The organism is Streptomyces sp. NBC_00250, from assembly GCF_036192275.1.
GTDB lineage: Bacteria > Actinomycetota > Actinomycetes > Streptomycetales > Streptomycetaceae > Streptomyces.
In genome coordinates, this window is sequence record NZ_CP108088.1 from 7,102,592 (window position 1) to 7,116,024 (window position 13,433).

The 13,433-nt window shown below is 72.0% G+C and carries 15 protein-coding genes; 7 read left to right on the forward strand and 8 right to left on the reverse strand.

Annotated features, from left to right (window positions below; translation table 11 throughout):
- Nucleotides 1–101 precede the first annotated feature (101 nt).
- Nucleotides 102–983 (forward strand): esterase/lipase family protein, encoded by an 882-nt coding sequence (locus tag OG259_RS32180; RefSeq protein ID WP_266890177.1) that lies wholly within the window; start codon nt 102–104, stop codon nt 981–983.
- A gap of 29 nt (nt 984–1,012) precedes the next feature.
- Here OG259_RS32180 and OG259_RS32185 read toward each other — a convergent pair whose 3' ends face one another.
- Nucleotides 1,013–2,023, reverse strand: coding sequence for a lytic polysaccharide monooxygenase (locus OG259_RS32185; protein WP_328945443.1), 1,011 nt, complete (start codon nt 2,021–2,023; stop codon nt 1,013–1,015).
- A gap of 172 nt (nt 2,024–2,195) precedes the next feature.
- On the opposite strand from OG259_RS32185, the gene OG259_RS32190 reads away from it, so the two are divergent.
- Nucleotides 2,196–2,846 carry a hypothetical protein gene (locus tag OG259_RS32190; protein ID WP_328945444.1) on the forward strand — a complete coding sequence of 217 codons (651 nt, stop codon included), beginning with the start codon at nt 2,196–2,198 and terminating at the stop codon, nt 2,844–2,846.
- An 18-nt stretch (nt 2,847–2,864) separates the two neighbouring features.
- On the opposite strand, the gene OG259_RS32195 is transcribed toward OG259_RS32190, so the two are convergent.
- On the reverse strand, nt 2,865–3,533 hold the full coding sequence (locus OG259_RS32195) for a response regulator (protein WP_328945445.1): 669 nt from the start codon (nt 3,531–3,533) through the stop codon (nt 2,865–2,867).
- A 135-nt stretch (nt 3,534–3,668) separates the two neighbouring features.
- Between OG259_RS32195 and OG259_RS32200 the strand changes: the two genes are divergently transcribed.
- The 4 genes from OG259_RS32200 (at nt 3,669) to OG259_RS32215 (ending at nt 7,377) form a co-directional block, all read left to right on the forward strand.
- Nucleotides 3,669–4,652, forward strand: coding sequence for a Bug family tripartite tricarboxylate transporter substrate binding protein (locus tag OG259_RS32200; protein WP_328945446.1), 984 nt, complete (start codon nt 3,669–3,671; stop codon nt 4,650–4,652).
- Nucleotides 4,653–4,723: 71 nt separating this feature from the next.
- A complete protein-coding gene (locus OG259_RS32205; RefSeq protein ID WP_328947243.1) occupies nt 4,724–5,254 on the forward strand; it encodes a tripartite tricarboxylate transporter TctB family protein in 531 nt (176 codons plus the stop codon).
- Between the two features lie 3 nt (nt 5,255–5,257).
- On the forward strand, nt 5,258–6,754 hold the full coding sequence (locus OG259_RS32210; RefSeq protein WP_328945447.1) for a tripartite tricarboxylate transporter permease: 1,497 nt from the start codon (nt 5,258–5,260) through the stop codon (nt 6,752–6,754).
- Nucleotides 6,755–6,936: 182 nt separating this feature from the next.
- Entirely contained in the window at nt 6,937–7,377 is a 441-nt protein-coding gene (locus OG259_RS32215) for a DUF6299 family protein (protein WP_328945448.1), read from the forward strand.
- A 55-nt stretch (nt 7,378–7,432) separates the two neighbouring features.
- On the opposite strand, the gene OG259_RS32220 is transcribed toward OG259_RS32215, so the two are convergent.
- Nucleotides 7,433–7,912: a DUF402 domain-containing protein gene (locus tag OG259_RS32220; protein WP_328945449.1), complete on the reverse strand. Its 480-nt coding sequence runs from the start codon at nt 7,910–7,912 to the stop codon at nt 7,433–7,435.
- Entirely contained in the window at nt 7,893–8,816 is a 924-nt protein-coding gene (locus OG259_RS32225; RefSeq protein ID WP_328945450.1) for a GNAT family N-acetyltransferase, read from the reverse strand. The genes OG259_RS32220 and OG259_RS32225 overlap by 20 nt, the downstream gene beginning before the upstream one ends.
- Nucleotides 8,817–8,890: 74 nt before the next feature.
- Between OG259_RS32225 and OG259_RS32230 the strand changes: the two genes are divergently transcribed.
- Nucleotides 8,891–9,265, forward strand: a complete 375-nt coding sequence (locus OG259_RS32230) for a GntR family transcriptional regulator (RefSeq protein WP_266890161.1) — start codon at nt 8,891–8,893, stop codon at nt 9,263–9,265.
- A 15-nt stretch (nt 9,266–9,280) separates the two neighbouring features.
- Here the strand turns inward: OG259_RS32230 and OG259_RS32235 are convergent, their stop codons facing one another.
- From OG259_RS32235 to OG259_RS32250, 4 genes are all read right to left on the reverse strand, one after another.
- The gene (locus OG259_RS32235; RefSeq protein WP_266890159.1) at nt 9,281–10,399 is read right to left on the reverse strand and encodes a DUF5925 domain-containing protein; all 1,119 of its coding nucleotides are present in this window, start codon (nt 10,397–10,399) and stop codon (nt 9,281–9,283) included.
- Nucleotides 10,400–10,484: 85 nt separating this feature from the next.
- Nucleotides 10,485–11,291, reverse strand: coding sequence for a polysaccharide deacetylase family protein (locus OG259_RS32240; RefSeq protein WP_328945451.1), 807 nt, complete (start codon nt 11,289–11,291; stop codon nt 10,485–10,487).
- Nucleotides 11,288–12,343 (reverse strand): glycosyltransferase family 2 protein, encoded by a 1,056-nt coding sequence (locus tag OG259_RS32245; RefSeq protein ID WP_328945452.1) that lies wholly within the window; start codon nt 12,341–12,343, stop codon nt 11,288–11,290. Before OG259_RS32245 ends, OG259_RS32240 begins: the two co-directional genes overlap by 4 nt.
- The gene (locus OG259_RS32250) at nt 12,340–13,170 is read right to left on the reverse strand and encodes a glycosyltransferase family 2 protein (protein ID WP_328945453.1); all 831 of its coding nucleotides are present in this window, start codon (nt 13,168–13,170) and stop codon (nt 12,340–12,342) included. The genes OG259_RS32245 and OG259_RS32250 overlap by 4 nt, the downstream gene beginning before the upstream one ends.
- Nucleotides 13,171–13,433 lie beyond the last annotated feature (263 nt).

The following is a 13,433-nucleotide window of genomic DNA, read 5'->3' on the forward strand; positions in this document are numbered from 1 at the left end:
AGCTTGGCTGAAGCGCATCCCCATCGCGCATCCCCACTTGTGGTCCGGACCGCAGGGCGTAGCACCCCCACCATCCCCTTGAGCCGCAAGGAGATCGCCCGATGCTGCCCTGGAAACACGCCGTCAGAGCGCTGTCCGTCCTGCTGCTGGCCGCCGCCGCCACGCTCGCCCCGACCACCGCCGCCTCGGCCTCCGCCTCCGTCCAGGCCGAGACCGCCACCACCAGCCGGGGCTGGAACGACTACTCCTGCAAGCCCTCCGCCGCGCACCCGCGCCCCGTCGTCCTCGTCCACGGAACCCTCGGGAACTCCGTAGACAACTGGCTCGCGCTCGCGCCCTACCTGGTCAACCGCGGTTACTGCGTCTTCTCGCTCGACTACGGCCAGCTGCCGAACGTGCCGTTCTTCCACGGGCTCGGGCCCATCGCCGCGTCCGCCGGACAGCTCGACACCTACGTCGACCGGGTCCTCGCCGCCACCGGCGCCCCCGAGGCCGACATCGTCGGACACTCGCAGGGCGGCATGATGCCCCGCTGGTACCTCAAGTTCCTCGGCGGGGCCGAGAAGGTGAACGCACTCGTCGGGATCGCCCCCGACAACCACGGCACCACCTTGCTCGGCCTCACCAAGCTCCTGCCGTACTTCCCCGGCGCGGAGGACCTGATCAAGGCCAACACCCCGGGCCTCGCCGATCAGATCGCCGGCTCGCCGTTCATCACCAAGCTCAACGAGGGCGGCGACACCGTGCCCGGGGTCCGCTACCACGTCATCGCGACCCAGTACGACGAGGTGGTCACCCCGTACCGCTCGCAGTTCCTCACCGGCCCGAACGTCACCAACGTCCTCATCCAGGACAAGTGCGCGCTCGACCTGTCCGAGCACGTGGCGATCGGCACGGTGGACCGGGTCACCTTCCACGAGGTGGCCAACGCCCTCGACCCGGCCCACGCGACCCCGACCACCTGCCTCTCGGTGATCGGCTAGGCCTTCCGGCCCCGGTACCAGGGCCTGTCCTAGCCCTGGGTGCGGCGCCGCCGGGCGGACCCGAAGAGCACGGCCGCACCGAGCGCCAGCACGGCGGCGCCACTCACCGCGAGATACGGGGTGGTGGCGTCGCCACCGGTCTCGGCGAGCACCTCGCCGGAGCCGGCGTCCGAACCGGCGGCGGGAGCAGGCGCGTTGGGTGCGGCGGAGGAGGTCTCGACGCCCTCGGGCTCGGCCGGCCGGCTCGGCTCCCGGCTCGGCTCGGGCGCCGCCGAAGTCTCCTCGGTGCCCGCGCCCGTGGAGGCGTCACCGTCCCCGTGCCCGCCGTGCTCGACCGAGGACTCGTCCTGACCCTCCTCGATCTGCTCGTCGCTCGGGGCGGACGCGGTCGGCGCCGGGGCCGTACCGCCGCTGTCCTTCCCGAACACCACGTCCGAGCAGGTGTAGAAGGCCTCGGGGGAGTCGGAGCGCTGCCAGATCGAGTAGATCAGGTGCCGGCCGGACTTCTTCGGCACGGTGCCCTGGAAGACGTAGTCGCCGCTCTCCATCCGCGGGTCGGTGACCGTCGCGAACGGCTGAGCTTCCAGGTCCGACCACTTCAGCGGCTTCGACGGGTCGTACCCGTCCTTCGTCACATACAGCTCGAACGAACCCCGGTGCGGCGCGGTCCCCTTGTAACGGAACGTGTGCGCACCGGAGTTCATGCTGCTCGCCGGCCAGTCGGCCCGCGCCAGGTCGAGCCCCCGGTACTTGTCGTTGCCCGCGCTGCACAGCTTGCCGTCCGGGATCAGCCCGCGGTGCTTGCCGGCGGCGTTGGCGATGTTCACCGCGTTCCAGTCGTAGAACGCCTGCGCACCACTCGCCGCCACGGCCGCCTTGCACGCCGCCGACTTCGGCGCCTCGGGCCCCTCCGCGTAACAGGCCGAGACCCGGCTGACGGGATCCGTCATCGACCCGTGCGCGAACGCGGGCGCGGAGGCGAGCCCGGAGAGGGCCAGCACCGCGGTGGCGGTGACGGCGGCGGTACGGCGAGAAGTCATGGGGGGACAGCTCCTTCACGAGGGTGGTGTGGGGGGTTGCCCAGAAAACTAGCTGCCCGGATCCGCGAAAAACCCGCTGGAGAGCGGGAGACGGCGATCCTTAGGATCGCTTTAAGGCGGAGGTAAGAGGCGGCTGAGGAACAGCCCCCGGACCCCGCCGGGAGGAGGCCGGATGACCGACGACACCCCGATCTTCCCCGAGGGGCTGAGGGCGCTCCCCAGGACCTGGGGCCACTGGCCCGACGAGGAGACCGCCGAACGCTGGGCCCTGGTCCGGGGCGTCCTGGAGGCGGGCCTGCCGCCCGCCCGGCTCGACGAGCCGGAGCCGCGCGTCTACGAGAAGTTGAAGATGTTCGCCGACGACGAGGTCCCGCCGGACGACTGGTTCTGCCACGAGATCCTGCGCGAGAAGGTGAAGGACCTGCCCCGTCTCACCGTCGGCCGGCTGGCCGAGGTCGAGGCCGCCTGCGCCGCCGACGGCCTGGACACCACCGACTTCCGGGAGGGCCGCTGGAAGTGGCGGATCGCCGGGTGGATCGTCGAACCGGCCCTGTACTGGTGCGGCCTCGCGGACGACGTGGACGCCCTCGATCCCTGGTTCCCCGAGCTCGCCGCGCTCCACATCCGGCGGCGGATGGCCGTCGAGCAGGCGACCCTCGCCCTCCTCAACGTGCGCACCCTGGACTCGGCCCGTGCGGCCCTGAACGCCCTCGCCGTGGACCCGGAGGTGGACGAGGAGACCCGCGAGCGGATCGCCGAGGACCTTCGCGAGGACGAGACCCGGCCCAGGAACCTCCGCTTCGGCCTCGCCCCCGAGGAGTGACGCACAGCGGGGCGGGCGTCAGCCCAGTCGCCGGTACCGCCGCTCCGGCCGCCCCGTCCCCCCGTACCGCAGCGTGATCTCCGCGCGGCCCGTCTCCGCGAAGTACTCCAGGTAGCGGCGGGCGCTCACCCGGGACAGCGAGCCGGCCTCCGCGCACTCCGTGGCCGACAGGCCCTCCGGATGCGCGCGCAGCACGGAGTCGACCAGGTCGGCCGTGTGGGCGGCGAGGCCCTTCGGGAGTTCCCGGGAGCCGCGGGGGCGGGTGCCGAAGATCTGGTCGACGTCCTCCTGGCGGGCCTCGTCCAGTTCGTCGAGGCGGCTGCGGAGCGAGGCCACGTGGCGGAGCTGCTCGTGCAGCGCCGCCTGGCTGAACGGCTTGATCAGATAGTGCAGCGCCCCCGCCCGCAGCGCCTCGCGGATGGTGCCCACGTCCCGCGCCGCCGTGATGAAGAGCGCGTCCATGCCCAGGCCCGCCGCGCGCAGCTCCCGCAGCACCTGGATGCCGTCCATGTCCGGCAGGAAGACGTCGAGGAGCACCAGGTCGGGCCTGAGCCGCTCGGCCGCCCGCAGCGCCTCCGCGCCGCTGTGCGCGACCCCGGACACCGTGAAGCCCGCCACCGCCGACACATAGCGGCAGTGCAGCTTGGCGACCATGAAGTCGTCGTCCACCACCAGCACGTTCGTCACGACGACCCACGCTAGGTCCCGACCACAACGACCACAACGTCCGTTGATTGCGGAAGAGAGACAGCTTCTTAACGCGAGGGCAACATGTGGGCCACCTCACACCCCCATTTCCCTTCAACCTGAGAGGCGGCACACGTGCGGTTGCGCACCCCCTTCGCCCTCCTCGGGGCCGCGCTCCTGGTGCTGGCGGGTCCGCCACTGCTCAGTCCCGGCAGCGGCTCCGACACCGGCACCCAGATACCCGGCCTGCGGTTCATGGTCCCCAACACCCCCGGCGGCGGATACGACATCACCGCCCGCACCGCCGCCAAGAACGCCGAGGAGGCCGGCCTCACCAGTGACATCGAGGTCTTCAACCTGCCCGGCGCGGGCGGCACCGTCGGCCTCACCCGGCTCGTCGGCGAACGCGGCAACGGCCGCCTCGCCATGTCCATGGGCCTCGGCGTCGTCGGCGCCGTCCACACCAACGAGACCCCCAGAACCCTCGCCGACACCACCCCGATCGCCCGGCTCACCGAAGAGCAGGACATCGTCGTGGTCGGCAAGGACTCCCCGTACAAGACCATCCAGGACCTCCTCACGGACTGGAAGAAGAACCCCGGCAAGCTCCCCGTCGGCGGCGGCTCCTCGCCCGGCGGCCCCGACCACCTCGCCCCGATGCTGATGGCCCAGGCCGCCGGGATCGCCCCGAAGGACGTCAACTACGTCCCCTTCGACGGCGGCGGCGAGCTCCTCGCCTCGATCCTCGGCGACAAGGTCGCCTTCGGCGTCTCCGGCGTCGGCGAGTACCTCGACCAGATCAAGGCGGGCGAGCTGCGCCTGCTCGCCGTCACCGGACCGAAGCGGGTCCCCGGGCTCGACGCCCCCACCCTCCGCGAGGCGGGTCTCGACACCGAGTTCACCAACTGGCGCGGCATCGTCGCCCCGCCCGGCCTCTCCGACGCCGAACGCGACAAGCTCGTCACCCTGGTGACGGAACTGCACGACTCCCCGCAGTGGCGCGAGTCGCTGAAGACCCACGGCTGGAACGACGCCTTCCTGCCCGGCGAGGAGTTCGGAGCCTTCCTCGCCGAGCAGGACCGCCGCGTCGGCTCCGTACTGAAGGAGCTCGGCCTGTGAGCACCGAATCCGCGAGCAACGCATCTGCACGCACCGAATCCGCGAACGACGCATCCGCGAGCACCGAATCCGTGAACACCCCGTCCTCGGGCGCCAAGAGGGAGAACGTCGCGTCCTGGCTGCGTGAGCGGTCCGAACTCGGCGTCGGGGTCCTGCTGTTCGCCCTCGGCGTGCTCGTCCTCACCGACGCCCTCACCCTCGACGCCGACCTCGCGGGCCGCGGCCCCGTCGGCCCCGCCACCGTCCCCCTCGTCGTCGGCTGCGGACTGCTCGTGGTCGCCGTCCTCCTCTCCGTCGACGTCCTGCGCGGCGGCCGCGGCGAGGCCGAGGCCGGCGAGGACGTCGACCTGACCGAGCCCGCCGACTGGCGCACGGTCCTGCTCCTCGCCGGGGTCTTCCTCGCCTTCGCCGTCCTCATCGGACCCGTCGGCTTCCCCGTCGCCGGAGCGCTCCTCTTCTGGGGCGCCGCCTACGCCCTCGGCAGCCGCCACCACCACCGCGACCCGCTGATCGCGGCCGCCCTCTCGCTCCTGACCTACGTCGTCTTCGACAAGCTGCTCGGCGTCCCGCTGCCCGGCGGTCCGCTGATGGGAGTGATCTGACCCATGGATTCCCTGAACTCCCTCATCGACGGCTTCGGCACCGCCCTCACCCCGATGAACCTGCTCTGGGCCGCCATCGGCGTGCTCCTCGGCACCGCCATCGGCGTCCTGCCCGGCATCGGCCCCGCCATGGCCGTGGCCCTGCTGCTCCCGGTGACCTACGGACTCGAACCGACCGGCGCGTTCATCATGTTCGCGGGCATCTACTACGGCGCCATGTTCGGCGGCTCCACCACCTCGATCCTCCTCAACACCCCCGGGGAGAGCGCGGCCGTCGTCGCCGCCATCGAGGGCAATCCGATGGCCAAGGCGGGCCGGGGCGCGCAGGCGCTCGCCGCGGCCGCCATCGGCCACTTCGCCGGCGGCATGATCGGCACGATCCTGCTGGTCGTCCTCGCCCCGACGGTCGCCGCCCTCGCCGTCGACATCGGCGCCCCCGACTACCTCGCCCTGATGGTCCTCGCCTTCATCGCGGTGACCTCGGTCCTCGGCTCCTCCCGCATCCGCGGTCTCGCCTCCCTGCTCATCGGCCTCACGATCGGTCTGGTCGGCCTCGACCAGATGACCGGGCAGCAGCGCCTCACCTTCGGCTCGCTCCAGCTCGCCGACGGCGTCGACGTCGTCATCGTCGCGGTCGGACTCTTCGCCATCGGCGAGGCCCTCTGGGTCGCGGCGCACCTGCGCCGCACGGCGGGGGAGGCCATTCCCGTCGGCCGCCCCTGGCTGGGCGGGGACGATGTGAAGCGCACCTGGAAGTCCTGGCTGCGCGGGCCCCTCATCGGCTTCCCGTTCGGCGCGATCCCGGCCGGCGGCGCGGAGATCCCGACCTTCCTCTCGTACGTCACGGAGAAGCGTCTCTCCCCGCACAAGGAGCAGTTCGGCAAGGGCGCCATCGAGGGTGTGGCGGGACCCGAGTCGGCGGCCTCGGCCTCGGCCGCCGGGACGCTCGTCTCGATGCTGACCCTGGGACTGCCCACGACGGCCGTCGCCGCCGTGATGCTGGCCGCGTTCCAGCAGTACGGCATCCAGCCCGGCCCGCTGCTCTTCGAGCGGGAGCCCGACCTGGTGTGGGGGCTCATCGCCTCGCTGTTCGTCGGCATGGTGCTGCTGCTCGCGCTCAACCTGCCGCTCGCACCCGTCTGGGCCAAGCTGCTGCGCATCCCGCGCCCGTACCTCTACGCCGGCATCCTCTTCTTCGCCGCCGTCGGCGCGTACGCGGTGGGCGGCGAGGCGCTCGACCTGGTCATCCTGCTGGTCATCGGCCTGATCGGGCTCGGTATGCGACGCTACGGACTGCCGGTCCTGCCGGCCGTCATCGGGGTCATCCTCGGCCCGGCCGCCGAGCAGCAGCTGCGCCGCGCCCTGCAGATCAGCGACGGTTCCCTCACCGGCCTGGTGAACACCCCGTTCTCGCTCACCGTGTACGCGGTCGTCGTGCTCCTGCTCGCCTGGCCGCTGGTGAGGAAGGTGATCGCCGGACGTCGCCACGTGTCGGCATGACACAGGACCACGAGCGGTACGGCTCCGAGGCCGTCAGGCGTCGCGTGGACGGACCGTACGACCGTATCCCCTACCGAAAGGCCCTCAACTCGCCCCCAATAGGGTGAGTTTCGGCCGCGCGGCGGCCTGATCCGGTATCCCTGGCGGGCAGCACCATCCCCCACCCCGAAGGGACCCCGCTCATGCGCGCCCGACTCGTCCTCGCCGCAGGCGTTCTGCTCGCCTCCGCCGCCGTCGCCCCTCTCGCCCACGCGGGAGGGGCCGACGTCTTCTCCGCCTCGGACGGGGCCGACGGCCTCTCCGTCTTCGGATACGGAACGGTCGCCGACGACAGCACCGTGACCCTCTCCGGTACGTACCGCTGCCTCGACGACAGCGCCGGCCCCGTCTTCGTCAGCTCCACCCTCGTCCAGGGCGACCGCTCCGCCGGCATCGGCGGCACCCGGGCCGTCTGCGACGGGCACCTCCACGAGTGGGTCAACACCTCCGTCGTGAAGGACCCCGCCTACCGGCAGGGCACGGCCAGGGTGCAGGCCACGCTCATGCAGCTCACGACCGGCGGGACGGGCCTGCCGACGCCCGACTTCCTCGCCGTCGAGGAGTCGGACGTCGAACTGCGCTAGGGCCTGTCCGACAGGCTCTGCCCTGCGGGCAGACGGCGCACTTTCCGGACACGACCTAGCCCAGCAGCGCGATCAGGCCCTCGCGCCCCAGCACTTCCAGCTCGTCGAGGGCGACCACGGCGCACGCCGCCGCCTCCGGATCGGAGGCGGCGAGCCCGCTCGCCGCGAACTCGTCCTCGTCGAGCCGCAGCACCTCGCTGCCGTCCGCCGACACCCACAGGTCCAGGTCCAGGTCCTCGACCACCACCCCCGAGCCGTCGATCACGGCCGGCCGGGTGATGTCGCAGTACCAGCCCTTCAGGGCGCCGTCGGCGGACCACACCTCCTTGACCGTGAACCACCGGTCGCGCCAGAAGTGCTCCACGAAGACGTCGCCCGGCTCGAACCGCACGAAGCCGAAGTCCCGTACGCCCTCCGCCGCCCACGGGGCGCGCACCGAGAGCCGGGCGGCGTCCTCCGTGAGCACCTCCGCCGGGTAGCGGATCTTCGTCCGGCCCGCCTTCGTCAGAGTGACCTCAACCGATCGTCCGGACATGCCGTACCTCCCGTGCTCCTACCTCGTAACCGAACCACTTGTTGATCGCCAGCATCGGCTCGTTCCCGGTGTCGTTCCCGGTGAACGCCTCCGTGCAGCCCGCCGCGCGGGCCCGGTGCAGCGACGTGTTCTTGGCGAGCTTCGCGAGCCCGCGGCCCCGGAAGTCGGGCGAGGTGCCCGTCATCCCGGAGTTGTACCGGCCGAGGCCGTCCGTCTGCGCCGCGCTGAACGCCGCCGGTACGCCGTCCACCACCGCGACCGTCGTCAGCGCCTGATCGAAGAGAGGGTGCTCCCAGACGGTCGCCCGCCAGTGCCCGTAGTCGTCGAGCTCCGCCCCCACGTCGCCCGGCTCGTCGGCCGTCGTCAGCGCGTCCAGCTCGAAGAGCGGCCGAGGATCGGCCGCGAAGTCCGCGGCCGTGAGCAGCTCGACACCGGCCGGCGGCGCCTCCAGCGGCGGCAGCTCGGCCGTGCTGAGGTCGAGCCGGAGGAAGTAGGCGGAACGGCTGGGGGAGTACCCGCGCCGCGCGGCCCAGGCGAGGTTCTCCGGCGCGTCCAGGACCCAGCTGTACAGGGTCCGCGCCCCCCGCTCGGCCAGGTGCTCCTCGGCGGCGCGCAGCAGCAGGGTGCCCGCGCCGTACCCGAGGTGCGCGGGGTCCACGTACACGTTGGCGTAGCCGATCCCGGGCTCCGCCGCGTCGTGCGCGATGCCGACCTGGGCGGTTCCGACGATCCCGCCGGCCTCGGTGACGGCGACGAGCGGGCGGTAGTGGCTGTCGGGATGGGCGTGCGCCCAGTCGAACACGAGCTGCTCGGCGGTCGCGAGCATGAACGGGAGGGCGGCCCGCCGGACGCGGGCGAAACCCTCGGCGTCCTCGGCGTGTACATCACGGACGATCACAGTCATGTGGTCGCACGCTACGGGCCGGGGGTGCGCCGCCGCCTCCCATTTTCCGGTGGGGTGGGGGCAGAATCGGCGGGGTGACACTCACCATCGCCGTGGACCACGAATCCACCACCGCTCCGTACGAACAGCTGCGTGCCCAGATCTCGGAGCGGGCCCGGTCGGGCAGACTGCCGGTCGGATACAAGCTGCCGACGGTACGAGGGCTCGCGGAGCAGCTGGGCCTCGCCGCGAACACGGTCGCCAAGGCGTACAAGGCGCTGGAGGCGGACGGGGTGATCGAGACGCGTGGGCGTCACGGCACCTTCGTCGCGGCCGCCGGGGACGCGGCGACCCGCCGGGCCGCCACCGCCGCCGCCCAGTACGCCGAGGAGGCCCGCCGCCTCGGTCTCAGCCGTGAGGCGGCCGAGGCGGCGCTCAGCGAAGCCCTGCGCGCCGCGTACGACAGCTGACCCGCCCGGACTTCCTCAGAGGTACAGGCCCGCCCCCGCCGTGCGGGGTTCCGGGAGCTCCGTGGGGGGCGTGCCGCGGCGCAGGGCGAACAGCTCCGCCAGCGTCGCGCCCTCGCGCGGCACGTCCTCCTCGCGTCCGAGCCACTCCACGGACTCGGCCCGGCTCAGCGGTCCCACCTCGATACGGGCCAGGCAGCGGCCCGGCCGGACCACGGCCGGGTGGAGCCGCTCCAGGTCCTCGTTGGTGGTGACGCCGACCAGGACGTTGCGCCCCTGGCCGAGCAGACCGTCCGTCAGGTTCAGCAGCCGCGACAGGGCCTGACCCGCCGTGTGCTTCGCCTCGCCCCGGATCAGCTCGTCGCAGTCCTCCAGGAGCAGCAGCCGCCAGCGCCCCTTCGCGGTGCCCTCGTCCTCCCCGATGGCGATGTCCATCAGATAGCCGACGTCGTTGAAGAGCCGCTCCGGATCGAGGACGCAGTCCACCTGGCACCAGTCCCGCCAGGACCGCGCCAGGGTCCGCAGCGCGGACGTCTTGCCCGTCCCCGGCGGGCCGTGCAGCAGCAGGAGGCGGCCGGCGATCGAGTCGGGCGTCACCTTCATCAGCCGGTCCATGGAATCGGCCACCGGCGCCGAGTAGTTGGGCCGGACCTCGTCCCAGGTCCCGGCGCTGATCTGCCGGGTCGTCCGGTGCGGGCCGCGCCGGGGGGAGACGTACCAGAACCCCATCGTCACGTTCTCCGGCTGGGGCTCCGGCTCGTCCTTGGCCCCGTCGGTGGCCTCCTTCAGGACCCGCTCGGCGAGGTCCGCGTCGGCGGCCGTGACGGTGACGTCCGCGCCCCGGTTCCAGCGGGAGATCAGCAGCGTCCAGCCCTCGCCCTCGGCGAGCACGGCGCTGCGGTCGTCGTCCTTCGCGGCCCGCAGGACCGTGGCCCCGGCGGGAAGCAGCGTCGCCTCGGGCTTGACCCGGTCCACGGTGGTGCTGTGCGAGTGGGGCTGCTCCCCGGTCGCGAAACGGCCGAGGAACAGCGCGTCCACGACGTCCGAGGGCGAGTCGCTGTCGTCGAGGTTGAGCCGGATCGGCAGCGACCGCTGCGGCTCGGACGGTACCGGTGGGGTGTCAGCCATGGCGCCCATGATCCGGCAACCGGGCATTCCGTGCACCGGGTTTTGAACGGGACCTTTCCTCGGACGGCCGCGTCCCGGAGCCGGACCAGCGGCTTCAGATCCAGTGTCCCCGCACCGCTCCCCGGGCGCGCCGCGCGAGCGCGTACCCCTTCGTCATGACCCGGTCCGCCGCGAAGTTCCGGGCGATCGCCCTGCCCTCCACGAGCCGTGTGAACTCCTCGACTCCGGTGGACCGGCGCACGGTCACCCGCTCCAGGGCGTACGGCCCCTGGCTGCGCCTGGCCAGCGCGTTGCCGACGGCGAGCGCCTGGGTGAAGCCGGCCTCCCGGACGGTCCGGCGGACCCGGCGGCTGGAGTACCCGTAGGGGTACGCGAAGGAGGCCGGGGCCGTTCCCAGTTCCTCGGCCACGATCTCCCGGCAGCGCAGCGTCTCGAACCGGAGCCGCCGGGCGTCGAGCTGGTCGAGCTGGGGGTGGGTGTGGCTGTGTCCGCCGATCTCCGTGCCCGCGTCGGCGAGTTCGCGCACCTGCGCCCAGTCGAGCATGGTGTCGAGCGCCCCGCCGGTCCCGTGCCTGCCGCGCAGCCAGCCGGTGGAGACGAAGACGGTGCTCGCGAAGGAGTGCTTGGCGAGCACCGGCAGGGCGTACCGGTGCACCCCCTCGTACCCGTCGTCGAAGGTGACGAGGAGCGGCCGCGCGGGCAGCGGCCCGCCGTCGCGCCATGCGGCGGCGAGCGCCGCTGTGGTCAGCGGGGTGAATCCCCGCTCGGCGACCACCTCCATCTGGGCCGCGAAGGCCTCGGGGGTGACGGAGAGCCCGAGGGTCGCGGGAGCGGGGTCCGGGTCGACGGCGTGGTACATGAGGACGGGTACGGCGGCGGGCCCGGCCGCGGTCTCCGTCATCGGGCCGCTCCTTCGGGAGCCCCGGCGTCGACCGGATCCGTCTCCTCGGATCCGTTCCGCTCGATCGGCCCCCAGGAGAACGTCGTCCCGCTCCTCCGGGCCCGCAGCGAACCCAGCGCGTAGCCGCCGGCCGCGACCGTCACGCCGGTCACGATCGCCCCGGCCCGGCCCGCGCCGCCGGCGCGTCCGAGCAGCGCGTCGCGCATTCCGCGCAGCACTCCGGCGGGCAACACCCGTGTGGTGTAGCGCCGTTCGGCCTCCAGGCCCTTCTGCGCGCCGACGCTGCGGGCGACGAGCGCCTTGGAGAGGCCCTCGGCGTAGACCCGGGTGCGGAAGTAGCCGAAGCGCCGGCGGGCGGCGGGCACCTTGTGGTGGATGACCGCGCGGTCGTCGATGAGCAGGATCGCCTCGGGCAGCGCCTTCGAGAGCCGGATGCACAGTTCGGTCTCCTCGCCGCCGAGGGGCCGCCGGTCGCCGTCCCGCCCGATGCCGGTGGCGAATCCGCCGGCCGCGTCGAAGGCCGTACGGCGGAAGGAGGCGTTGCCGCCGAGCACGTTGCGCACGGGGACGCGGCCCGGGGGCAGGCCCCGGTAGGTGCAGCCGACGACCCAGTCGAACTCCTCCGGGAACCAGGCCGGGCGGCCGCCGGACTCCCAGGCGGGCAGGGTCCGGCCGCCGACGGCCATGACGCGCGGGTCGTCGTAGGCGGCGGCGAAGTGGTGGAGCCAGTCCCGCTCGGCGACGGCGTCGTCGTCGAGGAAGGCCACGAACTCGCCGCGGGCGGCGGCGATTCCGGTATTGCGGCCGGCGGAGAGGCCGCGGGGGCCCGCGTTGGCGAGCACTCGCACTTCGCCGCCGAGCCGCTGCTCCGCGTACTCCTCGGTCAGCCGGGAGAGGAGCCGCTCGTTGTGGTCGACCACGAGCAGTGTCTCCAGGGCGGGCAGTGACTGCTTCTGTACGGAGTCGACGGCGGCGAGGATGTCCTCCCACCGCTCCTCCGTGTAGACGCAGATCACCACGGAGAAGCCGTGCGGGGACGTGCGGTCGTTCAAGACACCTCTCCCCGGGGGACGTTGACCGAGAACGGGGCGGGCCGGCGGCGGGCGGCCTTGCTGACGGCCTTCTCCTTGAGGATGACCTTGAGGACCCGGATGCCGTCGCGGACGGCGTTGAGGTTGCTGACGCCGTGAATGCGGTTGTACTCGTGGCTCGGCACCTCCTGCACCTTGAGGCCGGCCGTGACGACCCGGATGTTGATCAGGGTCTCGATCTCGAATCCGGTGCAGTCGAGGGTGATCTTGTCGAGGCAGTGGCGCCAGAAGGCGTTGTAGCCGTAGCAGAGGTCGGTGTACCGGGCGCCGAACTTGCGGTTGACGAGCGAGCAGAGGGCCCAGTTGCCCAGTCTGCGGATGGTCGTCATGTCGTCCGTGCCGCCGCCGTTGGCGAAACGGGAGCCCTTGGCGAAATCGGCACCCCCGACGAGGGCGGAGACATAGGAGACGATCTCCTGGCCGTCGGCCGAGCCGTCCGCGTCGACCATGACGATGATGTCGCCCGTGCAGGCGGCGAAGCCGCTGATCAGGGCGTCGCCCTTGCCCTTTCCGACCTGCTTGACGACCTTGACGTCCGGCCGGAGTTCACGGGCGACGTCCACCGTGTTGTCGGTGGAATTTCCGTCGACGAGGACGACTTCGTGAATCCATTCCGGCAGTGTCTTGAACACATACGGAAGATTTTCGGCTTCGTTCATCGCGGGAATGACGACACTCACCGGCGGAGTGATCGCCAGATGTGAGGTGATGGCCCGGTACTGGGCGGCTATTCGACTCGGCTCGGTCATTTCTTGGCCCGAGGTGGATGGGCGCAGGAACGAGCTCATGGGTCTGGTTTCCCTCTCGTCCGGTGGGCCGCCCACCCCTTGGGCGGTCCGATGGTGTGTCCGGTTCGAAAGGGGGGTTCTCGCCCCGCCCGCACAGAAACGATCTCCTTGCGGGATCGGCGAGTTGGCATGTCTGGCCGCGCGGTACCCGCGACTCGGCGCACGTTCGAACACCGAGCACGGCACCCCCCTACCGCGCCCCGCTCCGGGACCATCAGCGACGCTAGAGCCCTCCCCTGAGCCGCTGTGCGTGATGGACCGGT

Coding starts and splice junctions, on each gene's coding strand:
- OG259_RS32210 (WP_328945447.1), top strand. CDS start 5,258: ATGGATTCCCTGAACTCCCTCATCGACGGCTTCGGCACCGCCCTCACC.
- OG259_RS32225 (WP_328945450.1), bottom strand. CDS start 8,816: ATGACTGTGATCGTCCGTGATGTACACGCCGAGGACGCCGAGGGTTTC.
- OG259_RS32180 (WP_266890177.1), top strand. CDS start 102: ATGCTGCCCTGGAAACACGCCGTCAGAGCGCTGTCCGTCCTGCTGCTG.
- OG259_RS32220 (WP_328945449.1), bottom strand. CDS start 7,912: ATGTCCGGACGATCGGTTGAGGTCACTCTGACGAAGGCGGGCCGGACG.
- OG259_RS32240 (WP_328945451.1), bottom strand. CDS start 11,291: ATGACGGAGACCGCGGCCGGGCCCGCCGCCGTACCCGTCCTCATGTAC.
- OG259_RS32250 (WP_328945453.1), bottom strand. CDS start 13,170: ATGAGCTCGTTCCTGCGCCCATCCACCTCGGGCCAAGAAATGACCGAG.
- OG259_RS32235 (WP_266890159.1), bottom strand. CDS start 10,399: ATGGGCGCCATGGCTGACACCCCACCGGTACCGTCCGAGCCGCAGCGG.
- OG259_RS32190 (WP_328945444.1), top strand. CDS start 2,196: ATGACCGACGACACCCCGATCTTCCCCGAGGGGCTGAGGGCGCTCCCC.
- OG259_RS32215 (WP_328945448.1), top strand. CDS start 6,937: ATGCGCGCCCGACTCGTCCTCGCCGCAGGCGTTCTGCTCGCCTCCGCC.
- OG259_RS32185 (WP_328945443.1), bottom strand. CDS start 2,023: ATGACTTCTCGCCGTACCGCCGCCGTCACCGCCACCGCGGTGCTGGCC.